The 24,812-nt window shown below is 33.2% G+C and carries 26 protein-coding genes; 2 read left to right on the forward strand and 24 right to left on the reverse strand.

What is annotated here, in order from left to right; all coding sequences use genetic code 11:
- From ACNI3C_RS01310 to glmS, 7 genes are all read right to left on the reverse strand, one after another.
- A complete protein-coding gene (locus ACNI3C_RS01310) occupies positions 1-1,014 on the reverse strand; it encodes a hypothetical protein (protein ID WP_419770456.1) in 1,014 nt (337 codons plus the stop codon).
- 17 nt (positions 1,015-1,031) lie between these two features.
- Positions 1,032-1,385 carry an RNA polymerase-binding protein DksA gene (dksA, locus tag ACNI3C_RS01315; protein WP_419770457.1) on the reverse strand — a complete coding sequence of 118 codons (354 nt, stop codon included), beginning with the start codon at positions 1,383-1,385 and terminating at the stop codon, positions 1,032-1,034.
- A 52-nt stretch (positions 1,386-1,437) separates the two neighbouring features.
- Positions 1,438-1,893 carry a 23S rRNA (pseudouridine(1915)-N(3))-methyltransferase RlmH gene (locus tag ACNI3C_RS01320; RefSeq protein ID WP_419771467.1) on the reverse strand — a complete coding sequence of 152 codons (456 nt, stop codon included), beginning with the start codon at positions 1,891-1,893 and terminating at the stop codon, positions 1,438-1,440.
- Positions 1,889-2,500, reverse strand: a complete 612-nt coding sequence (locus ACNI3C_RS01325; RefSeq protein ID WP_419770458.1) for a thiamine phosphate synthase — start codon at positions 2,498-2,500, stop codon at positions 1,889-1,891. The genes ACNI3C_RS01320 and ACNI3C_RS01325 overlap by 5 nt, the downstream gene beginning before the upstream one ends.
- Positions 2,501-2,503: 3 nt before the next feature.
- Entirely contained in the window at positions 2,504-3,367 is an 864-nt protein-coding gene (gene accD / locus ACNI3C_RS01330) for an acetyl-CoA carboxylase, carboxyltransferase subunit beta (protein WP_419770459.1), read from the reverse strand.
- Positions 3,368-3,386: 19 nt separating this feature from the next.
- Positions 3,387-4,598, reverse strand: coding sequence for a methionine adenosyltransferase (gene metK, locus ACNI3C_RS01335; RefSeq protein ID WP_419770460.1), 1,212 nt, complete (start codon positions 4,596-4,598; stop codon positions 3,387-3,389).
- A gap of 110 nt (positions 4,599-4,708) precedes the next feature.
- Positions 4,709-6,517 carry a glutamine--fructose-6-phosphate transaminase (isomerizing) gene (glmS, locus tag ACNI3C_RS01340; protein ID WP_419770461.1) on the reverse strand — a complete coding sequence of 603 codons (1,809 nt, stop codon included), beginning with the start codon at positions 6,515-6,517 and terminating at the stop codon, positions 4,709-4,711.
- 174 nt (positions 6,518-6,691) lie between these two features.
- Between glmS and ACNI3C_RS01345 the strand changes: the two genes are divergently transcribed.
- Positions 6,692-8,413: a diguanylate cyclase gene (locus ACNI3C_RS01345; RefSeq protein WP_419770462.1), complete on the forward strand. Its 1,722-nt coding sequence runs from the start codon at positions 6,692-6,694 to the stop codon at positions 8,411-8,413.
- Between the two features lie 221 nt (positions 8,414-8,634).
- Here the strand turns inward: ACNI3C_RS01345 and groL are convergent, their stop codons facing one another.
- From groL to ACNI3C_RS01375, 6 genes are all read right to left on the reverse strand, one after another.
- Positions 8,635-10,272, reverse strand: coding sequence for a chaperonin GroEL (groL, locus tag ACNI3C_RS01350; RefSeq protein ID WP_419770463.1), 1,638 nt, complete (start codon positions 10,270-10,272; stop codon positions 8,635-8,637).
- Complete coding sequence (gene groES / locus ACNI3C_RS01355; protein ID WP_419770464.1) at positions 10,272-10,532, reverse strand: co-chaperone GroES; 261 nt, start codon at positions 10,530-10,532, stop codon at positions 10,272-10,274. Before groES ends, groL begins: the two co-directional genes overlap by 1 nt.
- A 123-nt stretch (positions 10,533-10,655) precedes the next feature.
- On the reverse strand, positions 10,656-11,516 hold the full coding sequence (locus tag ACNI3C_RS01360; RefSeq protein ID WP_419770465.1) for a polyprenyl synthetase family protein: 861 nt from the start codon (positions 11,514-11,516) through the stop codon (positions 10,656-10,658).
- Between the two features lie 8 nt (positions 11,517-11,524).
- The gene (locus ACNI3C_RS01365) at positions 11,525-11,845 is read right to left on the reverse strand and encodes a YbaB/EbfC family nucleoid-associated protein (RefSeq protein WP_419770466.1); all 321 of its coding nucleotides are present in this window, start codon (positions 11,843-11,845) and stop codon (positions 11,525-11,527) included.
- Positions 11,838-12,221 (reverse strand): aspartate 1-decarboxylase, encoded by a 384-nt coding sequence (gene panD, locus ACNI3C_RS01370; protein ID WP_419770467.1) that lies wholly within the window; start codon positions 12,219-12,221, stop codon positions 11,838-11,840. The genes ACNI3C_RS01365 and panD overlap by 8 nt, the downstream gene beginning before the upstream one ends.
- 13 nt (positions 12,222-12,234) lie before the next feature.
- Positions 12,235-12,597 carry a (2Fe-2S) ferredoxin domain-containing protein gene (locus tag ACNI3C_RS01375; RefSeq protein ID WP_419770468.1) on the reverse strand — a complete coding sequence of 121 codons (363 nt, stop codon included), beginning with the start codon at positions 12,595-12,597 and terminating at the stop codon, positions 12,235-12,237.
- Positions 12,598-12,747: 150 nt separating this feature from the next.
- Here ACNI3C_RS01375 and ACNI3C_RS01380 point away from each other — a divergent pair, with 150 nt between their 5' ends.
- Complete coding sequence (locus ACNI3C_RS01380; RefSeq protein ID WP_419770469.1) at positions 12,748-13,275, forward strand: peptidylprolyl isomerase; 528 nt, start codon at positions 12,748-12,750, stop codon at positions 13,273-13,275.
- A gap of 15 nt (positions 13,276-13,290) precedes the next feature.
- Here the strand turns inward: ACNI3C_RS01380 and ACNI3C_RS01385 are convergent, their stop codons facing one another.
- The 11 genes from ACNI3C_RS01385 to ACNI3C_RS01435 all read right to left on the reverse strand — a co-directional run bounded on the left by ACNI3C_RS01385 (position 13,291) and on the right by ACNI3C_RS01435 (position 24,812).
- Positions 13,291-14,655, reverse strand: coding sequence for a response regulator (locus ACNI3C_RS01385; RefSeq protein ID WP_419770470.1), 1,365 nt, complete (start codon positions 14,653-14,655; stop codon positions 13,291-13,293).
- Positions 14,656-15,045 (reverse strand): response regulator, encoded by a 390-nt coding sequence (locus tag ACNI3C_RS01390; protein ID WP_419770471.1) that lies wholly within the window; start codon positions 15,043-15,045, stop codon positions 14,656-14,658.
- A 25-nt stretch (positions 15,046-15,070) separates the two neighbouring features.
- Positions 15,071-15,556: a chemotaxis protein CheW gene (locus ACNI3C_RS01395; RefSeq protein WP_419770472.1), complete on the reverse strand. Its 486-nt coding sequence runs from the start codon at positions 15,554-15,556 to the stop codon at positions 15,071-15,073.
- Between the two features lie 115 nt (positions 15,557-15,671).
- Positions 15,672-16,862 (reverse strand): exodeoxyribonuclease VII large subunit, encoded by a 1,191-nt coding sequence (gene xseA, locus ACNI3C_RS01400; RefSeq protein WP_419770473.1) that lies wholly within the window; start codon positions 16,860-16,862, stop codon positions 15,672-15,674.
- Between the two features lie 3 nt (positions 16,863-16,865).
- Positions 16,866-17,576, reverse strand: a complete 711-nt coding sequence (gene ubiE / locus ACNI3C_RS01405) for a bifunctional demethylmenaquinone methyltransferase/2-methoxy-6-polyprenyl-1,4-benzoquinol methylase UbiE (RefSeq protein ID WP_419770474.1) — start codon at positions 17,574-17,576, stop codon at positions 16,866-16,868.
- 23 nt (positions 17,577-17,599) lie between these two features.
- Entirely contained in the window at positions 17,600-17,839 is a 240-nt protein-coding gene (locus ACNI3C_RS01410) for a hypothetical protein (protein WP_419770475.1), read from the reverse strand.
- A gap of 5 nt (positions 17,840-17,844) precedes the next feature.
- On the reverse strand, positions 17,845-18,636 hold the full coding sequence (locus ACNI3C_RS01415; protein ID WP_419770476.1) for a nucleotide-binding protein: 792 nt from the start codon (positions 18,634-18,636) through the stop codon (positions 17,845-17,847).
- A gap of 3 nt (positions 18,637-18,639) precedes the next feature.
- Complete coding sequence (locus ACNI3C_RS01420) at positions 18,640-19,272, reverse strand: 3-methyladenine DNA glycosylase (protein WP_419770477.1); 633 nt, start codon at positions 19,270-19,272, stop codon at positions 18,640-18,642.
- Complete coding sequence (locus ACNI3C_RS01425; RefSeq protein WP_419770478.1) at positions 19,265-20,077, reverse strand: TIGR00282 family metallophosphoesterase; 813 nt, start codon at positions 20,075-20,077, stop codon at positions 19,265-19,267. Before ACNI3C_RS01425 ends, ACNI3C_RS01420 begins: the two co-directional genes overlap by 8 nt.
- On the reverse strand, positions 20,074-22,629 hold the full coding sequence (locus ACNI3C_RS01430; RefSeq protein ID WP_419770479.1) for a PAS domain S-box protein: 2,556 nt from the start codon (positions 22,627-22,629) through the stop codon (positions 20,074-20,076). Before ACNI3C_RS01430 ends, ACNI3C_RS01425 begins: the two co-directional genes overlap by 4 nt.
- Positions 22,629-24,812 (reverse strand): PAS domain S-box protein, encoded by a 2,184-nt coding sequence (locus tag ACNI3C_RS01435; protein ID WP_419770480.1) that lies wholly within the window; start codon positions 24,810-24,812, stop codon positions 22,629-22,631. Before ACNI3C_RS01435 ends, ACNI3C_RS01430 begins: the two co-directional genes overlap by 1 nt.

The raw sequence follows: 24,812 nt of genomic DNA on the forward strand, positions 1-24,812 counted from the left end.
TTATTTAAGGTAGCTGATTGAGTCTAATGTGTAATTTTTCCCAGAATCTTTCAAATCAAGTAATGCTCGAAATGCACTGTATTCCTCTTTTGAACTGCTTGAAAAAATATCTCTGATTTTATCAATCATTTCAAATTCAAAAAGAACATACATGTAAGCTTCTTGAGCCAACTCGTTATGGTTTGATAACTCTTCGAAAATTTCAATAATTTCATCTGGAATCAGACTGCTTTTATACATTTTTGCAATTTGAATAAACTCATTGGATGTAAACTCAGCGCTTTTAATCTCTTTTAATAATTCATCTTTATCCAACGAAAACTCTGTTTGAACACTGTCTCTTTTAAAGAGTTCCATTAACATCTCTTTATTCATTTTAATATTAGGCAATATCTTTTTAATTGACGTCATTGATTTACCTTCAAGTACTTTATAAAAAGCTGCTTCAATCTCTTCAAAAGAGTGATTGCTTGGTCTTTTCAAAACGTCCAATGCAAAATCGATTTGTTCATTGATTTTATTGATACTGTTTTTCTTTGCTAACGCATTGGTTGCGTCAAGTTTAACACTTAATGATGTATATTTCCCATGGTTAATATCCACAATAGCTTTTGCCAATTCACGAATCTCTTTATTGTTTGAGTTGAATGTTTCTGTTTTAATCTCAACATTCACTTGAGAAAGAAATTCTGCTATATCTTTAAATAATGAATTCTTAAATTTAATTGTTTCATCTTTTTTAAGCAGACTATTTTTCAGACATTTAATCATGTTCTCTTTATCTTTAGCTACCCCCATTGTTTCAATATAATGTTTCAAACCATAAAATACCATGTGAAGTATTGATGCTAAAAACAGTACCACTAAAGGTAAAATTACCCATAAAGCTACTGGCAGCGTAAATGTCTTTTCAAACAGCATTATTTGAAAATCAGTTTTTTGAATGCTAAATACGTATCCTGCTACTACAGCTATAAATACAATTGACGCAACAATATATTTTTTAAGTCCCATATTTATTCCTTATTATACTACTGTTCTACCTCGTAAATTTCTCTACACGGTGTACAAAACTTTGCAAATGGTTTTGCTCGTAATCTTCCCAATGAAATTAATTCATCACACATTTCACATACACCATAAGTGCCTTGTTCGATTCTTTTTAAAGCGTCATCAATCTCTTTGAGCTCTTTAACTTGTTGATTTGCAATAATGCCTTCTTTAAAACTGTCACTGCTAATTTCAGCGAAATCGACATCATCATTACACTCTGAATTTTTCAAAGAGTCAATACTATTTCTGCTCTCTTGAATGTTTTGAGTAATTGATTCTTTTCGCTTTATAAGAATCTCTTGTAACTCTTCAATTTGTTTTCTATTTGCCAAAATAAACCTCTTTTTAAAAATTTGTTGAGGATTATACTTAAATTTTCATAAATTACTTATGATATGGATGATTATTTATTATACACAATGCTCTAAAGAGTTGTTCTTGTAGTACAAGGTTCGCGATTTTATGCGCCATTGTTAAGTCACTCAAAGTTACAATTTTATCACATTTTTTTAAAAAATCACGCTCGAAACCATACGCTCCTCCAATAAAAAAATTGACAACTGTGCTGTTTTCAATCATTTTGGCAAACTCAAAACTCTCCATTTTACTGCCCAAAACATCCAAAGCAATATTGTAGCCATTCATATACGGTTCAAATGCTTCAGAATAAGATTGTTGTGCCTCTTTTTCACCTAGGGTTTGTGCTTTGGCTATTTTTTTATTGAACAGACTCACACTCTCTACTTTAGCATATTTTGAAGACATTTTCATGAATTCCTTGCACAACTTATCAAACTCATCATTGCTTGGTTTGGCAATGGCATAGATGTTAATTTTAATCACAATAAAGCCCGCTTCCTATCACATTAAATGCAATGTTTTTTATTTTGTCTTCTATACTTACCCCTCCAATTGCACATACAGGATGCTTCGATATTTTTGCCAAATATGAGATCTTTTCACCTAAAACAGTTGAAACATCTTTGGTTGTGGTTGTTTTGTATGCCCCCAATCCAATATAATCTAATGCCCATTCATTGGCTTGCAAAATCTCGATTTCATTGTGGGTTGAGAGTCCAAGAATTTTATCTTTTATTTTTTTACGAATAAGTTGTATGGCCACTTTTTTATCGTTTTTATAAAATTTTTCTAAATCTTCTTGCCCTAAATGTAAACCATGAGCATGCTCTATTAACTCAATTTTATCATTAATAATAATAGGAATATTCGTATGAGATGTTAAATAGTTTAGCTGCTCTATTTGAAAAGAGGCATCACTGATTTTATCGCGATATTGAATCAATGTAACATTCAGTTTTTGACAAAGGGTTACAAACTCTTCAAGTGTGATGTTTTTTTTTAGCAGTGTTTCATAATCGCACAAAGCATAAATAGGTGTCTTCAAGCTTGAAGCTTGAAGTACATTTGGAATATAGTTTTTAAACATTACTTATGAAGCAACACTCTCTTTATTAAACAGTTTTAATAAATCAGAGATGGTTTGTTTCATATCTTTTCTGTTAACAACCATATCAATCGAACCATGTTCAAGTAAAAACTCTGCTCGCTGGAACCCTTCAGGCAGATCTGCTCCAATGGTTTGTTTAATCACTCTTTGTCCTGCAAATCCAACCAATGCACCTGGCTCTGCCATAATAATATCACCAAGCAATGCAAATGAAGCCGAAACTCCACCCATCGTAGGATCCGTTAAAACAGAGATGTAAGGCAATTTAGCTGCATCGAGTTTTTTAAGCGCAGCAGAGGTTTTGGCCATTTGCATTAACGCAAATGTACTCTCTTGCATTCTTGCCCCACCGGATGCTGAAACAATTACCACACCACATTTTTTCTCAATGGCTCGATTAATGGCTCGAACAATTTTTTCACCCTCAACAGAGCCTAAACTTCCTCCCATAAATGAGAAATCAAATATCACTATTTGGGCATCAACATCATTGATTTTACACTCGCCACTGACAACAGATGAGCTTCGTTTGGTTTTACTTAAAGCTTCATCCAATCTTTTTTTATACGACTTTTTATCCACAAAATTTAAAGGATCAGTAGGTTTTAAAGAGGCATCATGTTCAACAAAACTCCCTTCATCACAAAGAATTTCAATTCTTCTTTGTGCACCTATTCTCATGTGAAAATTACATTTAGGACAAATGTTATTTTGATTTTCCACTTCTTTAAAAAACATCAACGCATTACACTCTGGACACTTTACCCAATGACTCGGTGCATCTTTTGTTGTTGGTCTCTCTTTTTTATCAAATTTTATTTTTTTAAATAGATTTTTTAAATCCATACCCAATCCTTATTTATAGTTATTTTAAAGCCTCGAATTTTTCAAGTTCATCCAATTGTTCCCAAGGATAATCACTTTGACCCACTTGTCCTCTGCTGGCAACATCTGCATAAAGGAATGTTTCACTGCTTGGTTTATCTAAATTAAACTTTTTAGTAATCCATCTTGGGGTTAAACTGAATGTGTTAATGACAAATTCAGATAAAACATCGTCATTGACTTTTGTATATGTTCCACACGTATCAACTGAAACTGAAGTTGGACGTGCCACTCCAATGGCATACGAGATTTGTACATTACATTTTTTTGCTAATCCAGCCGCTACAATATGTTTTGCAATCCAACGAGCTGCATATAATCCACTTCTGTCCACTTTTGTGTAGTCTTTAGAAGATTGCGCTCCTCCACCAATAGGGGCATAACCACCAAATGAATCCACAATCAATTTTCGCCCTGTCAATCCAGAATCGTGCAGAGATGAGTGACTGACATATCTTCCTGTTGGGTTAATATGAATAATCGTTGTTTTTGGGTCATACAACTCTGTTGGAAGACCTGTATCATCAATTAATCCTTGAATTAAACTTCTTACTTCTGTAATGTCCATGCTTTCAGTACTTGGAGCACTCACAACAATGGTGTGTATTTTTTTAGGTTTACAATTTTCAAAATTCTCTTTTGAACCATAATCAATGGTCACTTGTGTTTTAATATCCACACCCAATTTATGATTGTGAGTTAACGCATAATTATAAACTTTATCACATAACATTCTGGCATACGTAATGGCTGCAGGCATAAAATCTGCTGTTTCACTCGAAGCAAAACCAAACATAATACCTTGATCTCCTGCACCAATTTCACCATCTTCTTGATCAACCCCTTGATTAATATCAGGACTTTGTTGATTCAATAAAACTTGTACTTTCACATCATCAGGGTGTAAGCATTGCTCTTTTGTAAAAGCACTCTTCCCATCATAACCAATTTTCGCCAATGCATCTTTTACAATTTTTTCATAATCCGCAATACTTAATTTTGCATTTGACTTCACTTCACCGCCAATAACCACATGTTTACCAGCAACAAAAACTTCTGAAGCAACTCTTGAGTTGCTGTCTTCTATTATCAATCTATCAACGATACTGTCTGCAATAATATCTGCACATTTGTCTGGGTGACCAGGACTTACTACTTCTGAAGTAAATAAATACTCTTTTTTGTTTTCCATCTTTGTTTTCCTCTTAGGTTTTCCATTTTTGTTTTCCATTATTTTTAATTACATTTTCTTTCGTGCTTCAAAAAAATAATAAATTCACAATTATATAAGAACAGTTTAAACTATTCCACCGTAACACTTTTTGCCAAGTTTCTTGGCATATCCACATCATTGCCCAATCTTACTGATATTTCCATCGAAAATAACTGTAAAACAACCAACATTTCAAAAAATTCCAACATGTAGTGATCTTTTTTGTTGGTTTGTATAAAATCATCTGCAAGTTCAAAACTCAAAGGTGAGATAGCACATATGGTACTGTCTCTTGCACTTAACTCTTCCACATTACTTTTGATTTTATCATAAAGTAAATTCTGAGGCATTAAAGCAATTGTAAAAAGTTCTGGGTCTGCTAAAGCAATTGGACCGTGTTTCATCTCACCTGCTGGGTAACCCTCGGCATGTAAATATGAAATTTCTTTTAATTTTAAAGCACCTTCAAGTGCTAATGGGAAAAAGACGTCTCGTCCTATAAAGAAAAAACCATGGCCATGCAGATATCGTTTTGATAATCTTTTTGTCTTCTCATGAAGAGAGTTGCTTGCAATAAGTGAAGAGGGAACCTCTCTTAAAGCATGAATCTCTCTTTCTAATTTTGAAGCTTCAATGGCATTTTTTTGTTGTGCAAAATACAGAGCCATCATCCACAATACGACCACTTGTGTTGAAAATGCCTTGGTACTTGCGACCCCTTTTTCAATTCCTGCTCGCGTTAAAATAGAGTAATCCGCCACTCGGGTCATTGATGAGTTATCCACATTACACACAACAATTGATTTTAAACCACTCTTTTTTGCCATTTTTAATGCTTCTAAGGTATCTGCGGTTTCACCACTTTGAGAGATAACAATAAACAGAGTATCGGTTGTCAACAGTGGTTCTTTGTATCTGAATTCACTGGCAATTTCTACACTGCATTTGACTTTTGCCAATCTTTCAAACAGATATGAAGCAGATAATCCCGCATGATAAGAAGTACCGCAAGCACAAATTTTGATTTCGCGAATACCCTCAATAATGCTTGCATCTACTTCATCAAAACGAATTGTTTTGTCATATAATCTTCCAAGCATTGTATCACTGACCACTCGGCTTTGTTCGTAAATCTCTTTTTCCATAAAAAATCGGAAACCCTCTTTTTGAGCAAACTGTTTAGAAGTAGGTAATGTACTCCATGAAACAGCACTCTTGTCAAAAAAAGTAATGGCATCTTTAGATGCCACTCCTCCTGCTCCATCTTCTAAATAAACCACTTCATTGCACAAACCAATTAACGGAGCATCGGAAGAGGCAAAAAGCACTTCATTGGCTTCAATTCCACGAGCGACAATCAAAGGAGAACCGTGTTTAAAGAAATAGATATTTTCAGGGCACGCTTTTGAAATGAGCAATATAGAGTAAGCCCCTTCGAGTCTTTTTATCGTATTTTCAAATGCTTCTTGGCAATTATTGAGTTGATTTTGATAATATTCAAACAAGTGAACAATCACTTCTGTATCGGTTTGAGAGACAAATTTATGACCGTTTGAAATCAACTCCTCTTTTAACTCTTTGTAGTTTTCAATGATTCCATTATGTACCACATATGAGTACTCACCCAAATGGGGATGGGCATTTAATTCTGTGGGTTTACCATGTGTAGCCCATCTTGTATGCCCAATTCCAAGAGCATAGTGTGCTTCCAGTTTTGAATTGTTGATTTTTTCTTCTAAATTGCTCAGTTTTCCCAAGGCTTTATAGACAGATATTTTCTCGCCGTTAAGCACTGCTATACCAGCAGAATCATAGCCTCTGTATTCAAGCTCTTTTAAGCCATTTAATAAAATATCTACTGTTTTATTTTTACCGATATAACCAACAATTCCACACATAATAAACAGACCTTAATATTATAATTATAAGCGCATATTCTATTTAATTTTTACTAAAAAAACGCTTTTACTGTTTTCTCTTTAAAATGTACTGCCGTGAATAATAACTGCAAAAGAGTCAATTAGACCTTTTTATGCTACACTTTATTATCACAAAAGGAGAAATACTTTATTATGAAACGATTTCTTGCACCTTTTATTTCCATACTTGTTTTTATACTATTGCTTACGAGTACCAACTATTTATACCAAACAACCAAAGAAACTTATATTGAAAAAGATAAAAACAGAGTCTTAAAAGAACTCAGCCAAATACGTGCAAAATTGGAGCAATCCATCAACAGCACATTTTTATTAATCAACGGGCTCATGGCCTATGTAACAACACATCCCAATCTTTCTCAAAAAGATTTTAAAGATTATTCACAAGAACTGATGTCGCATAGCATTCATATAAAAAATATTACGCTGGCCCCCAATAACATTATTCGCTATGTTTACCCATTAAAAGGGAATGAAGCCGCACTGAATTTGAACTTACTTTCAAACCCAAATCAAAAAAGAACTGTAGAACGAATGTTAAAAGAGAAAAAAACCGTCATAGCAGGTCCTGTAACCTTAGTTCAAGGGGGAGAAGCTTTTATCAATCGCTCTCCCATTTTTATCAATGATACCTATTGGGGAATGTCAAGTATTCCCATTAAAATGGAATCAATTTTTAACGATGCTGGTTTAAAAGAGCGCTCAGGATATTTGGATTTTGCACTTAGAGGGAAAGATGGCTTAGGAGAAAAAGGGGATGTTTTTTTTGGAGACAAATCTCTTTTTACCCATAAAGAAAGTCAAATTCTTGATGTGACGTTAATCAATGGATATTGGCAACTAGCAGCAAAATTCAACCATTTTTATCAGCCTAAAAATCCCAATTGGATACTCTATATTGGAATTATTTTATCATTTGCTATCTCTTTGTTGGTTTTTTATTTTATTAATACACAACACACTTTACATATATTGAACTTAAAAATGAAAAAATATATCGACGTTATCGACAGTTCTGTTATAACTTCAACAACCGATTTATCGGGTAATATTTTAAGTGTTTCAACCGCTTTTAGCCAAATCAGTGGATACAGCAAAAACGAGTTACTGGGGAAAAATCATAGAATACTTAAAAGCAATGAAATGCCCCAAGAGCTTTATCATGATATGTGGACAACCATCAGCAAGTACAATAAAACTTGGCAAGGTGAGATAAAAAACAGAAAAAAAGATGGCACTATTTATTGGGTAGATGCAACCATTTCCCCCATTTTTAATGAAGAGGGGAAAAAGCTTGGATACACTTCTGTACGACAAGATATTACCGATAAAAAAATTATAGAAGAGATCTCTATAACCGATGGCTTAACGAACATCTATAATCGAAGACATTTTAATGAACTCTTTCCAAAAATCATCAACAGTGCAAAACGAAACAATGAATTGATCTGCTTTTTAATCTTAGATATTGACCACTTTAAACAGTATAATGATACCTATGGCCATCAAATGGGAGACAAGGTCCTTCAAGATATTGCTAAAGCACTCCAAGACTCTTCAAAAAGAGCCGATGATTATTGTTTTAGACTTGGAGGTGAAGAGTTTGGTATGATTTTCAAAGTCGATAACAGACAAAATGCGTTGGAATTTGCAAATAAAATTAAAGAGAACATTCTCAGTCTGAAAATTGAACATAAAAACAACAGTGCCAGTGATTATGTCACTGCCTCAATGGGATTGGTTTGTGAACATGCCAATGAGATTGAATCTATTGATAGTATCTATAAACAAGCCGATGATTTATTGTATAAATCAAAAGAAAATGGTAGAAATAAAATCAGTGTCAAAAATTGATACTTCACTGCTTTAACAAGCAGCACTCTTCATCTGTGGGTAATTAACATAGATGCATTTAAATACGAATGCAGTTGTCAAAATTGTGCATAAAAAAAGGTAAAGAGTTTGCTCTTTACCTTTTTTACTCTGTCCTTTGGACTTTGTGGCTTCGCTACGCTACGACCACTTCGTCTGCGAAAGCTAAAAACGTGACGCAGGTCACGTTTTCTTACGCTTTCTTACATCATACCTGGCATTCCGCCCATTCCACCCATTCCGCTCATATCTGGCATAGCAGGTTTATCTTCTTTAATATCTGTAACCGTTGCTTCTGTTGTTAAAAGAAGTGATGCCACTGAAACAGCATTTTGCATTGCAACTCTTTCAACTTTTGCAGGATCAACAATTCCAGCTGCGAACATATCTACATATTCACCTGTAGCTGCATTAAATCCGAAGTTTTCATCTTTGGCTTTTTCAACTTCATTGGCAACAACACCTGCATCAAAACCAGCATTGGTTGCAATTTGTTTCAATGGCGCTTTAATGGCTCTTAAAACAATGGCTGCACCAATGGCTTCATCACCTTCTAAATCTAAAGCAACTTTAGCCCCTGCTCGAATTAAAGCAGCTCCACCACCAATAACAATACCCTCTTCAACAGCAGCTCTTGTTGCACTTAAGGCATCGTCCACTCTGTCTTTTTTCTCTTTCATTTCCATTTCAGTTGCAGCACCAACTTTAATAACCGCTACACCACCTGAAAGTTTTGCCAATCTCTCTTGCAGTTTTTCTCTGTCGTAGTCACTTGTTGTGTTAGCAATTTCATTTCTGATTTGCCCTACTCTTGCTTGAACCGCTGCTTTATCACCGCTTCCATCTACAAGGGTAGTGTTGTCTTTGTCAATCACAACTCTTGCAGCTGTTCCTAAAACTTCAAGACCACAACCTTCAAGAGTCATTCCCATCTCTTCAGCAACTACCGTTCCACCAGTTAAAACAGCAATATCTTGTAACATCGCTTTTCTTCTGTCACCAAATCCTGGTGCTTTAACAGCAGCAATATTTAAACTTCCTCTTAATCGGTTTACCACCAATGTTGCTAAGGCTTCACCATCAACATCTTCTGCAATGATTAATAGAGGTCGTCCACTTTTATTGACTTGTTCTAAAATAGGTAACATCTCTTTTAAGTTAGAGATTTTTTTATCACACAATAAAATAAATGGGTGTTCTAACTCTGTAATCATTTTTTCAGTATTGGTTACAAAGTAAGGTGATAAATAGCCTCTGTCAAACTGCATACCCTCTACAACATCCAATTCATCCGAGATACCTTTTGCTTCTTCAACCGTAATAACTCCATCTTTTCCTACTTTATCCATGGCTTCAGCAATCATTGCACCGATGGCTTTATCACTGTTGGCAGAAATTGTTGCCACTTGCTCAATTTCAGTTTTATTGGCAACTTCTTTAGAAGCTTTTTTAAGTTCAACTAAAATCGCATCGCACGCTTTGTCCATTCCTCTTTTTAAAGAGATTGGATTTGCTCCAGCTGTTACGTTTCTTAACCCCTCTTTGAAAATTGAGTACGCTAAAACGGTTGCGGTAGTTGTTCCATCCCCTGCTTCATCCGCAGTTTTAGATGCCACTTCTTTCACCAATTGTGCACCCATGTTTTCTAACGTATCCGAGAGTTCAATCTCACGTGCAACTGAAACACCATCTTTAGTAATTGATGGTGCACCAAAAGATTTTTGTAATAAAACATTTCTTCCTCTTGGCCCCATAGTCACTTTTACTGCATCTGCTAACTTTTCTACACCTGCAAATAATCTGTTTCTTGCGTTATCACTAAATAATACTTCTTTTGCCATTACTTGATTACTCCTAATACATCTTTGATTTCTAAAATTAAATAATCTACACCCTCAAGGGCTAACTCTGTTCCTGAATATTTTCCAAAAACAACCGTATCGTTTAACTCAACATTTTTTACATCACTTCCAATTGCAACAACCGTTGCAGTTGATGGCTTCTCTTTTGCATTATCTGGAATATAAATCCCACTAGCAGTTTTATTTTCTACTTCTGTTCTTTTTACAAGAACTCTTTCACCTAAAGGCTTAAAATTCATTATTGCTTCTCCTGTAAGATTTTATTATTTTTATATTAGCACTCTAAAAATATGAGTGCTAAAATTATAGTAAATTTTTGAAATATTGTCAAGTAGTTTGAGTTGATATGACTAAAGTTTATTTTAGTTATGTCGATAGAGATATTTTTCCAATAAGTGTCTTAAATTGCTTTGAATTGAAGCATCAAAACCGTTTAAACTCTCTTCGCATTTTAAGGCTAGCGTATTTGCACTTTTAAGCGCTCCATCCAATCCCAACAAATTGACAAAAGAGTTTTTAGCCGCGTCATTATTGGTTGTTTTTCCTGCTTCATCTGAGGTTTGTGTCTCATCAATGATGTCATCTTGAATTTGAAATAAAAGACCAATGTCCAATCCAAAAGAGTAAAGTTCATCTTGTACTTTTGCTTCAAGCCCAGCAATAATTGCCCCCATTTTTAAAGAAGCAGCAATGAGTTTTGCCGTTTTATGCAGATGTAAAAATTCCAATTGTTCCAGTTGAAGTTTTTGATTCTCAAAATAGCAATCAATGGCTTGACCAATAATCATACCATCAATTCCTCCATCGTTTGAGAGAAGTTTAACCAATTCAATTCTTACTTCGGCACTCAATGGTGCATGAGCAATAAGGTTAAATGCATGCGTATTTAAAGCATCCCCCACCAAAATCGCAGTCACTTCATCATACGTTGTATGAAGCGTGGGATACCCTCGTCGTAAAGAGGCATCATCCATAGCAGGTAAATCATCATGAATTAAAGAGTAGGTATGCAACATCTCTAACCCCAAAGCAACGGGCAAAGCATTTTTAACCAAAAGTTTTTGAGTGGAATCAACAACAGATAAAAGAAGTAAAGGTCGAAACCTTTTCCCTCCTGCAGTTAACATCTCCTGCAAAGCTTTTTCAAAAATAGGATGAAATGTTTTGCTTTCAGGCAGATGCGTTAATAAATATTCTTCAAATTGATTTTGTAGTGTTATCATAGAGTCTTTTATTTTTGAGCGAATGGATTTACGCCACCCATCATGCTCATTGCCATCATTTTTTTATTTTCGTCAGATTGTTTAATCACATCATTCATTGCGCTGATTAAGAGTATTTGTAATGAATCTTTATCTTCAAGTAAAGAGTCATCTATTTTTAAATCAATCACTTCTGAATTGCCATTGATAGAGAGTTCAACCATGCCACCGCCAGCTTTAGAAGTGAAGATTTTATCTTCATTGTCTTCTTTTGCTTTCTCGGCCATATCTTGAACTTGTTTCATCACATCATTTAAGTTTAATTTACTTAAATCAATGCCTTCAAACATGGTCACTCCCAATCAGTTCATGAGTTACACAGGTAATATTGTTGTTATCATCAACAAGTACTACGGTTGGTTTATACGCTTCAAGTTCATTTTCATTGTATGAAGCATATGAGATAACAATAATTTTATCTCCAATTTCAACTTTTCTTGCTGCTGCTCCATTTAAACACATATCTTTACTTCCCGCTTTACCTTTTATAACATATGTGGCAAATCTTTCACCGTTATTGACATTGACTATTTCTACTTTTTGTCCCACTCTTAATTTAGAAGCATTCATAAGCTCCTCATCAATTGTAATTGAACCCACGTAGTTTAAGTTTGCGTCCGTTACAGTTGCTCTATGGATTTTACTATAAAGCATATCAAATGTCATCTACTACTACCTTTTATTTGTTTAATTCTATTGGTGCTCCCCAAAATTGTTCAGGAATTAAAAATTCTGCAATGGGGTTTCCATTAATTATATGTTCGTCCACAATTCTATCTATTTTTTCCTTAGACAATTGTATGTACATATGATGACCTGGTTCTACTAACATTACAGGACCCATTTGACATCTTCCAAGACATGAAGTTCTGATTGTTTGAACCGGTCCCATTAAACCTTTTTCCATCATTTTACCCGCAAGATGATTGAACAAATCTCTGGTCGTTTCGTTGACACAGCTCGGTTTTGGCATACCAGGAGGGGAAGCTTGCTCACACTTAAAGATATAAAATGTTGGTTGTGGAATCGAAGGCATTTCCATATAAAGTTCCTTTTATTTAAGATAAATTTTGTCCGATTATAATACAAAAAAAGTTAAGTAATTATAAAAATATTATTTTAATCACGGATTAAAAAGATAAATAATATACTACTACCAATTTACACACTTTTACAATTTTAAGGAAAAAATATGCGAAAAATATTCTTTTTTGTTACACTTTGTCTCTCACTGTTTGCAGCAAATCCCATTGCAGTAATGCAAACCAATCAAGGTACCATTGAGATAGAACTCTATCCATCAAAAGCACCCAAAGCCGTAGAAAATTTTATCACTCACTCAAAAAACGGTTATTATAATGGATTAATTTTTCATCGAATCATTAAAAATTTTATGATTCAAGGGGGTGATCCAACAGGTACGGGACGTGGTGGAGAATCGATTTGGAAAAAAGATTTTGAAGATGAGTTTTCACCCAATGCAGTCTTTGATAAACCAGGTATTTTAGCAATGGCCAATGCAGGGCCAAATACTAACGGCAGTCAATTTTTCATTACCACAGTGCCAGCATATTGGCTCAATGGAAGACACACCATCTTTGGTACAGTCATTAAAGGTATGGATGTTGTTCATAAATTAGAAAATGTTGAAACCAATGGGAATTATGGTGGGAATAAACCCCTCAAAGATCAAAAAATAATTAACATCACAATAAAATAAGAGTGCGCTCTTATTTTATTTAAACAGACGACTCATTATGTTTTTATCTCCTGTATTAAGCAGAGCTCTTTCGAGTTGTTCAACCCTTTTTGCGCCCTCTTTGGCTTTGGATTTCCAATACTCAAGTTTTTCAGTCAGTGTTTCAACATCTTCGGCAGATTCAATTTGAAACAGATACTCTTTGTTCTGTTTTTCAAGCTCTTTAATTTTTGTCTCTAAGTTCACTTTGGTTTGTAGCACAGCTCGTTGCATCTCATCTTTTAAAGCTTCTTGCTCTTCATTGAGTTTTTTAATCTCCATTTTTAAATCTTGATTTGATTTATTCAATTTAAGCGTAGAAGAGGTATCCTCTTCCACAGCAGCATTTTTAAGCGCGTATGCCAGCTCTCTTTGCAATTTTTTATTTTCAGTAATGAGTTTTTCACCATTATAAACCAAACGGTCTTTTTCTAAATCAGAGGCTTTCATCAATTTTTGTAAATCATGAATTCTTTTATTCAACTCATTGATAATGGCATTTAATTCCCCACTGCTCTCTTTCCCTTTGAGGAAAATTTCGCTTTTATCTTTTATCAATGCTTTTTGTATGTCTCTTTTTTGATTGACATCAGAAGTGATATCTTTTTGAATTGAAATGGTACCTGTGACTTCCCCTGCATCACTGAGTGTCGCAATGGTATATGAATCCACCACATAGGTGTCTCCAAACTTTGTTTGATTTTTTATTTTACCATTCCATGATTCATTATTTAAAATCGCTTTTGTAAGGTCTTTATAGACAGTTGAATTGACATCTTTATGAATTAACGTATCAAAACCTTGTCCCAATAACTCCTCTTGGTCATATCCTGTAATATCACAAAAATGTTGATTCACATAGGTAATTTTAAAATTCGTATCAGTCTTAAGTACAATGTTGTTTTTATCAATAACATCTTTGTATTTTTCTAACTCTTTGTGTTGTTGTTCAATCATAAACTCTTGGTATAATACATTGGCCAAGTCATTCATAACCGTCAATAACCGTCTGATATCAATGGGTTTAATAATATAATCATACACACGAAGTTTAATCGCATCGGCTAAATATTCATTGTCAGAATACGCTGTAGCAAACATTACCGGAACTTTAGCATCTGTTTTTCTGATTTCCTTGACCATATCAATACCAGTGAGTTTAGGCATGTTAATATCACTTAAAACAACATCAATATCATTTTGATGCTCTTTAAAAAGAGCTAATCCCTCTTCTCCATTTGCAGCGGTATAAACCGTATCAAAAAAGTTTCCAAGTAAGGAAGACAACTCATTTCGGATATTGTCGTCATCTTCAACATAAAGTGCTTTTAATCTTTTTAGTAATTTTTTATCAATCGACATCTACTTAATATCCATACTTACAATGAGTTCAATAAACTTAATAAAATCAAAAGGTTTTAATAAGTAATTACTCACCCCTAAATCTTCGGCTTTTTTAATAAATTCGGATTCTGTATGTGCAGACATCACTACTACAGGAACTTTTAACCCTCTTTTATTGATTTGTTCAATCATCTCAAGACCATTCATAATGGGCATATTAATATCTGTAATCACAGCATCAATATCACTGTTTTTTTCTAAAATTGCCAACGCTTCTTCCCCATTTCTGGCTGTAAGAAAATTGCTGTTTAATTTTCGTAGCGTATCTTCAATAATATTGATTAAATCTTCTTCATCTTCTACAAAGAGAAGTTTCAGTTCTCTGAGTTTTTGAATCTTTTCTTGCATAATTGTTCCTAATGCTTCAAACTTTTTATGAATCTTTTAACTCATCTTTATGTACAACATATTCTATATCCATAATTACGAGCATTTTGCTGTCTTCTAAACGCACAAAACCTTTTAAATATTTTGATGGAATTGCCGAACCCAAATCAGATACGGGTGCTAAATCATTGATATTTAATCGTTGAACATCATCCACTTTATCCACAACAATACCAATCATTCTTTTATCTTCAGTAATAACCGCAATAACCGCAGTATTATCATTATAGACAATTTCGCCTGTTTGAAATTTAATTCGAACATCTAAAATAGGAACCACTTCCCCTCTTAAATTAATTAAACCTTTTACCCAATTTGTGGTGTTAGGCAGTGTTGTAATAATTTCAGGATAGGTTAAAATTTCTCTGATTTTAGGTAACTCGATAGCGTACTTCATGCTACCCAATTCAAATGTCATATACTCCGCAGTATTTGCGTAATCAATCTTTTTTTCCTCTTGTTGGCTCGCCATAAATATCTCCTTTATTCCAATTGTTCTTGATACATTGCAATAAATTTATTTTGTAAATCGTGCTAAATTATACGAAATAAACTCTTAAAACAAGGCAACAAATTCATAAAAATTATTATTTATATGACTTTATCTCAAGAACTTTTGTTTTAACAACTCTGTTTGTACTTTCTAAATCAATTATATCATGAATTTCTAATTCATCCAAATCAATTATTTTATTCTCTTTGGTCGTTTGAACAAATCCTCTTTTTATTTTCTTATCAGGATGATTAAGCGTAAAGGAATTCATCACAAAATTCAACTCTTCACTTTTTTTATTCCATATCTGTTTAAATGCCAAAGAAAATTTTTGAGATAAGTCATTGATGTTCTCTTCAATAAATTGAAATTTATTCAAAAAAGAGTTTTGCTTAAATGAGTGCATCAAATAGTTTAACTCTTGTGTTTTATTGGTTAGGTTAATTAAAAAACTTCTTCTAAAATCATCATACAAACCATCTAAATATATTCTCATATCATTCATATCTGGCAAGGCCATTTCCATCGCATTTGAAGGCGTTGCAGCACGAACATCCGCCACAAAATCGGAAATAACAAAGTCAACTTCATGTCCCACTGCCGATATAATAGGTGTTTTTGCACTGTATATGGCATTGGCCACACACTCTTCATTAAAAGCCCACAAATCTTCAATGCTTCCGCCACCTCGACCCACAATCATAATATCTGCTTCTAAACTGTCTGCTTTTAAAATGGCTTGAACAATGGCTTCTTTTGAACCTTCTCCTTGTACCAAAGTCGGAATAAGAATCAGCTTTGTTAAAGGCCAGCGATGTGTTGCCACTTTTTTCATATCTTCAATGGCTGCGCCAGTACTTGAAGTTACAATCGCAATGGTTTTAGGATATTTCGGTAAGAGTTTTTTATTTTTAGGATCAAAATATCCTTGGGTTTGAAGTTTGGTTTTGAGTTGCTCATACGCCAAAGCCAACTCTCCTACGCCTGAGGGTTGAATTTTACTGCAAAGCAGTTGATAGTTTCCTCGTGGGGCATAGACCGTAATGGAACCTGTGATATTGATTTTTTGTCCCACTTCAAGACGAAATTTCAGATACTGTGCATTGCCTTTAAACATAACACATGAGATGGTTGAACTTTCATCTTTAATTGAAAAGTAGATGTGCCCAGAGTTATGATAGGTCAAATTTGAGACCTCACCCTCCACACTGACGTATGAAAAAGTGGTCTCTAAAAGAGCTTTAATTTGATGATTTAATTCAGATACACTTAAAGGATTAAGCATATATCAGATTTTTCTCGCAATAAACAGCGTGGAGATATTCATAGAAAACCCTTTGACATAAATGGGTTCTAATCCCGCTTGTTTTAACTCGTTTGATAAGTTTTGAGTGGTCAGAAACTCATCAATAGAGTTCGGTAAATAGGTATATGCCTCTTTATTTTTTGAAATGATTCCACCCAAAGTAGGCAAAATTTTATTCATATAAAAATCAGTCAAATGGTCTAAGATGCTCTCTTTAGGATTTTTTGTAAACTCTAAAATTACTAAGAGTCCATCTTTTTTAAGCACTCTGGCAAACTCATCAAATGCTTTTTGCCGTTCGACCACATTTCTTATTCCATAAGAGATTGATATGATATCTGCACTGTTCTCTTCAAAAGGCATAGAAGCAGCACCTGACTCTATAAACTCAACATCAGGTAACTTTTGTTTGGCCACATTCATCATACCAACGCTTGGATCTACTCCTACGATTTTGTTGAGTTTAATGTGTGCTTTTTTTGATGTTTTTTGCCAATAATCAATCATATCCCCTGTACCACAAGCCACATCAATGACTTTTTCAATCTCTTTTTTGTCATAAAAAGAGTAAGCCAAATGACACGCTTTGTTTCTCCAAGTTTTGTCTATTCCCATGCTCAGAACTCTGTTTGCCACATCATATGTTCCTGCAATTTCATTAAACATTGATACGATTTTTTCTTGTTTGCCCATTCTTTATAATCCCTAAATCTTTTTTATAATATATACTTACACACTATTAATCCCAGTATAAATCCAACATTAATAGCGATTAACACTCTCATAATTCCCAACTCTTTATTGGCTTGTGGAATCATCTCTAAAACAATTTTTTGATGCCGCAAAGCTTCATTAAAACCTTTTGACGCTTCATTGATATCTTTTACCGTTTTTTGTAACGACATCTCCGTCATCTCAATTTTTTCAACAAGATCTTTAGCTTGTTTAAAGCTCATATCACTCATTTTTTAATTTCAATCCATTGTTCTAATTTTGCAAAAATTTTATACAACACATCGATCGTATAATCTTTTGACTCTATTTGCATTCGTCTGAAAAAGAGATATTTTCTTGCACTGGCTAAATCCCCTATCTCTTTTGCTTGCATCGCTTTTTGTGCAAAATCAGTATTGTTAAATGCCATCTCCCAAACAGTGCTTCCCAAATACCGACTGATGGTAATAACCTTATCATTTTTTACGGGAAAATAGTTTGGATTTTTTACAAAATCACAAATAACAGAGTCACTGTTAAGATATTTATGCCCAAAAAAGTTAATGAATTGTTCTTCAATATAATCGGCTTCCATACTGATGGCTCGATTGAGTGCAAAAAACATATTTTTTTCTGCATTTTTCTCTATCTTTTTAATTTTATTCATGGTTGCTATTGCATTTTTACCATCGAGTTCACCATCACCTAAAGGAATAATCCATTTCACATTGTCATACGTTCCGATTTTTTTAATTTCATCCAAAACCAATGAAGAGGTTTTATTTCCCCCTACATCAACAATAATTTCATGATTGTCATCTGTTAAAATTAATTCATCCAATTCGGTGAGTTTATTCGTACCTAACATTCTTTTATTCACAATGTCTGTTCGAGTAAAAGATTGTGAATCGTTATTTTCATCATCTATTTCAATATACGTTACTTTTTTACCGTGCATTTTATATAAAAATGGCGCGATTATTTGCATAGCAACTGTTGATTTCCCAACGCCACCTTTTGTTTGTGGAATAATTATCATAATTTAAACCCTTGGATTGTTTTTCATAAACTCTACGATTTTACCGTGCAAGCGACAATAAATCTTGTTTAGAGTAATATCAAAGCCATAAATTTGTACTATTTTATCGAAATATTCATTAATTCCATATTCACACCACGCCTTCATTTGCTCATATGATTCAAATTCATACCCAAAACTTTTTAAAAGTTTGTGAGTATATTTGTCAACAACCATTTCATCTTGGGCGCAGGTATAGCAAAGAATCGCATCAGCACTTTCGCAACCAATGCCTTTTTGTTCCAACAACCAATCTCTGGTGACAGTTTTTTGAAAATTTTCAAAGTTACCAAACTGCCCAATGATATTTTTACACAACTGTTTAAGACGAACCGCTTTTTGATTTTTAAAACCACTGGGTGTTATGGCAAAAATCAATACTTCAATATCAACATTTGCCATTCTTTCTAACGTTAAAAGCTCTGCACTTTTTAAATTAACAAGCGATTTTTCAACATTACTCCATTTGGTATTTTGAGTTAAAATTGCACCCACAAGTGTCTCAAAACATCCGTGACTGGGCCACCAAAACTCAGGAGAGTTTTCAAGAAGTTTTTTCTCTTTTAGAAAAACTAAAAGCTCAAAACTGTTATTCAACAAATGCCTTAGTAATCACATCTTCATGTGAAGAGCAATAAGATTTGACTTTAAATGCTTCAATGGTTTTCCCATCAATGATATCTAAAACGACAAATTGTAAAATGGATTTGCAAGCGTTGGGCACTTTAAAATGCCCATTTAATCCCGTTGTAGCTCTGTATATTGGCATCTCTTTTTCCATACCAATGACATTGTCTCGGCACCCTGTTAAACCTACATCAGTAACATATGCGGTTCCTTCATCAATTTGTAAGTCGTCGGTACCTATGTGGGTATGTGTGCCACAAATGGCACTGACTCTGTTTTTAAACATCATATGCAACACCCGTTTTTCACTCGTGGCTTCAGCATGAAAATCAATGAATATATTCTTTATGCCCTCATTGTGCAGTTTCTCCACAAGTTTGCTTGCCCAATTAAAAGGGTTTTCAACATGAGGCATGGAGTACATTCCCATGAGATTTACAATTGCCAGTTTTTCATCATTTACCATAACGACTCTTACGCCAGAGCCTAAAACACCTTCAGGATAGTTATCTGGTCTTAAAACCGGTTTGGTTTCAAGCAGAGCTAACATATCGGATTTTTTATCAAAAGAGTGATTGCCTCCAGTTAAGATATCAATACCACATTTAAGCAATTCATCACAGTTTTTCACCGTAAGTCCAAAACCATGACTGGCATTTTCTCCATTGGCAATCACAAAATCAATATTAAACTCTTTTTTAAATGCGTGTAATTTATCTTTTATTATTTTTCTTCCTGGACGACCTACGATGTCTCCAATAAAAGCTATTCTCATTTTTTTAATCTCACTTCAAATACTGCACCACCATTTTTATTAAAGGCAGTTATTGTTCCATTTTGTTGTTCTATTATTTTTTTAGATATATTTAAGCCAACACCCATACCACTGTGCTCTTTTGAAGAGACAAATGCATCAAAAATTTGGTTCATCATCTCTTCTTTGATTCCACCTGCATTGTCTTCAAACGAAACAATCACATCGGTTTCATCTTCTGTGAGATAAATTTTTAAAACTCTTTTTTCATATTGCACTACATTAGATAACTCATCCAAAGCATTATTCACAATAACAATCCAAACTTGCTCAACTCTTTGTTTTTGGACTTTACAAATAAACTCATACTCATTTTTATTGATGTCATCTATTGTAAATAATTTATCATTGATATATATTTCTGAAATCTGTTTTGAACGGTTGTATGTCATTGTTAAAGCTGTAATTATAGTTGAATAAATATTTACATTCTCTTTTATCTCATTTGAACTTTGAGAGATCTCTCTCATGGACTCTACAATGTTAGCGATTCGATTGATTCCCTCTTTGATACGGACAGTGTCCTCTTTCATACGTGTTTTAATCTCGCTTTCAGGTAAATCATCTATATCATACCCCATCATCTCAAAATTCCCTTTAACATAGGTTAATGGCGTATTAATTTCATGCGTAATTCCAGCAGCAAGAGAACCAATAGAGGTGAGTTTGATGTTTCTGAGTTGCTCCTCTTGATGAAGTTTATCTTTTTGACGGCTCTTCTCAACCTCTTTTTTGATTTTCAATTCAAGATTTTGATTGAGTTCTTGCAGTTTTCTTTTATCTTGCAGTGAGTTCACTACCAAAACAAAATATTTTTTCCCAGGCAACAAATTCAACGAGATTTCAAGATGAATCTCTGTGCCATCTTTATGAATAAATATTTTCTCAATATTGCTGATAAAACCTGTCTCTTGAGCTTCAACAAATATTTTTTGCAGCAGATTGCTTGAATTTTTTAAAATAATATCAAAACAACTCATTTTCAAAAGTTCATCGCTGGTATAGCCTAAAAGTTCAGAGAACATAAAATTGACTTTTCTAAAATTCCCCATAAGATCCGTCAAACCAATTCCACTGTGTGCATTTTCAAAAATAGCATTGTACTCTTGGACTTGATAGTTAATATCACTGTAGAGGTTTTCTATGATTTTTTTATCGGTGATATTATTTCGAATAGCAGTAAATCCAATAATCTCTGCATCATCATTAAAAATGGGATCAATATACGATTCAACCCAATAATAACCCCCATCTTTTTTAATTCCTTTTAATTCAACTATTTTTGAACTTCCTTGTTTGACCAAATTCCACATTTCATCATACTGTTCATCACTCATATCAGGGTGCATCAACACTTTATGAGAGCGCCCAATGAGTTCTTGTTTAGAAAAACCTGAAACATCACAAAAAGCGGTACTGACATCAACAATATTGACCTCTTTATCCAATTTTATTGACATGACATGTTTGTCAATAATATTCAAACTGACATTCAGCTCTTCTGAACTCTTTTTCATGGAAATGTCTAAAGTTCGATTGGTCTCTTCTGTTTTTTTAAAAAGATTAGCGATGGGATTTGAGAAAAGAAATGCCAATATAACAGATATGATAAAACCAAAAAATAACATCATAAAAAAATAGTTTTCAAAATTTTCAAAGAAATTATAAAAAGAGAATTGTTTTACTTTTGTTAATAAAATAATATAATTCCCAGAGTTGAGGTAAACCCGTTTTGAAATAAAATCATCGCCGACATAATTGTCGAATTCTAAAATATTTGTTGAATCCTGTGCATACTCTTTGTAGATGTTTTTATTGGGGAAAAAATATTTTGACCAGCTGTATTTTGAGTTTTTATGAATTAAAAAATTGCCCTCTTTATCAAAAATATAGGTGTTGTCATTATACGACTTTTGTACTTTTTGCAACAGGCTATTTACATCGATTACAAAAGAGATAAAACCTTGTTCATTTTTAATGATAAATCGTAAAATATATTTTACAGGCAGAACAATTTCGCCCTCTTCTTTATAAATATTAAAAGTCGAATTCCAAATTTCATCTTTTTTAAGTATCTGTATATTTTTATAATCATCTTGAATAATTTTATTCTCTAACTTCTCTTTAGGCACAACTTTAATACTCTTACCGTAGGCATCTACTCGTAAAAGCTCTTTGCCTCGAAGATTTAAAAACTTCATTTGCAAAATATTTTCATTGCTTGATAAAAGTACCTTAAACAAGTCAATTATATCTTTTGTCTTGCTGGTATTTTTCACATATTCTTGCAACGTATGGCTGTTATTGACAGCGGTTATTTCACTGTTTATTCTATTGAGATAATCCAGTAAAAGTTGTTCTTTATACTCTAAGGCTTTTTGAACCTCTTGGTATTCTTTATTTTTCCTATCAATTTCATAAAACTTTTTTGAAAACAGAGAAAACAGACCAAATAAAATAAATGAAAACAGCAAAAATGCAATAAAAAGTTTTATAAAAAAAGACAATTTCATTAGACTCTTCTCTCTTTTCTTCTGTCTTGATTAACCAATTTAATATAAAAAACTGTCTTATTGAGTTCATTGTCAAACCAAATTTGTGCACCAATTTTTTCAATTAATAATTTAACAATATAGAGATTAATTCCAATATTTATATTGGTTTTTTCATCATAATGGTCAGAAAAAACTTCATTGATAATATTTTTTGATTCTCCTTGGACATTATCTTGGTATTTAATAAGCACATCTTGATTATCTTCAATAATCGAAATTTTTATTTCACCTTTTTCAATTGAATTGGCGATGAATTGTTCAATGGAACTTTTTAAGATATTGATCATAATTTGTTTAATTTCATTAAAAACACCGTAACAATATATCTCTTTTTTTGACTCTATTGTAATGGAAATATTATGAATTTGACAACTGTTTTTTACCAACGAAATGGATTCATTGACAGCAGAAAATACATTGTATTTATCATTGCTGTTTTGATCACTGAAAAATGTTTTAAACTCATTTAATGTCATTGAAAGTATTTTCAGTTCTTCTTCAACTTTATCATGAATATTTTTTAAACTCTTCGGCGTCATATCCTCTTTTTCGATTCGAGCACTGAGTTGAGCAAGTTGAATTGAGATATTAGAGATGGGGTTCTTCCACTGATGAGAGACGGAATCCAAAATTTTTCCCATAAGAATAATCTTCGTTTTATCCACCAAAGAGTCATCTCGCATTTTAATTTCATTGAGTTTATTGGATAAATCCTCTTTCAAAAGATTATTGATTTTTTTGAGTTGTTTGGCATCGGTGATATTCATACGAATGGAAGAGTAACCTATGACATTTTGATTGAGATCATACTTAGGAAAAATTATCCCTTTTACCCAATAAGAGTTCCCATTTTTGTCAATGTTTTTAATTTCACCTTCCCACTTTTTATGATTGTGCAAATCTTTCCACATATTTTCGAAAAACTTTTTTGACATATCGGGATGACGTATGATATTAATATTCCGCCCCACTATCTCTTTTTTTGTATATCCACATAAATCACAAAAGGCTTCCGTGATATTGGTGATAAATCCGCTGGTGTCTGTCTCTATCATTACCACATATTTATCAATTGCCATGAGTACATCATCATATTTTTTTACAATTGTCGTGTATCTGTAGTTGTAAATATTGAGTAAATAGGTTAAGACAAAGAAGAGTAAAAAAAGAGATAAAAAGAAAAACAATTCCCATTGTGCACGATTTAAAATTTTATCTATATCTGAATCTTTATCCGTACCTGCTGCAACAACATACACACTGTTTTCATTGGTTAACGCATTAAACAAAGGCAAAAAAACAGAGGACTGATACTTTTTATCATAAAAAAACATATAAGCAAACTCTTTGGCATTTTCCATATTATCTTTAATGATATTTTGTCTGTCTTTGCCTATCTTTTCAAAAAGTGTGGGTTTGTATTTAAAAAATTTAAACACATTGTCCTCAATGCTGTAACTGCTGTTTAAGTCAAAATTGACAAAATGTTTTTGCTGTTGTTTCAATAATTTTTTTTCTAAGGTTTTATTATTGTAGATAAAAAAGACATCAAACTCTAAATCTTTTTCCATTAAATTGGCAATGGCATCAAAGCTGAACTCAATTTCAATGACACCTAAGGGTTTTAAGTGGTTATCCATGAGAGGTTTCATAAAACTCACAGAAGGAAACGTTTCACTCACTTCAATGCCATCTATGGATTGAAGTGAAGAATTGACAAACAAAAGGCTCTCTCGATTGTTTACAATATCGCCAAACACATCTTTGTTTTTCATTCTTAAAAAAGCTTCATTATTTGAAAGATAAAAATTGATTTGTTTGATGCCAAAAGTTTTAAAATAGAAAAATTTCTCTTTTAAGTATTCATAAAGTTCTGCTCGTGCAGCAGCTTTATTCAGTGAACTGTTTTGGTATAGTGAGATAATTTTTTCATCATAAAGTAAATTGTTCACAAAAATCAATTCAGCAATTTGTTTGCTGTGTTCATACGCATTTTTATAAGAGAGTTTAACCGCTTGTGTGTCATCTTGTAACTGAGTTTGAATCTGTTCATTTTTATAAAACTCAATTACAAAACTTGCCACGACACCCAAAAGAAGAAATACAAAAGCATACCTAAAAATTAGGTTTTTTTTATTCAT

It is taken from the genome of Marinarcus sediminis (SeqCode) (assembly GCF_048571275.1).
In the GTDB taxonomy this organism is placed as follows: Bacteria; Campylobacterota; Campylobacteria; order Campylobacterales; family Arcobacteraceae; genus Marinarcus; species Marinarcus sediminis.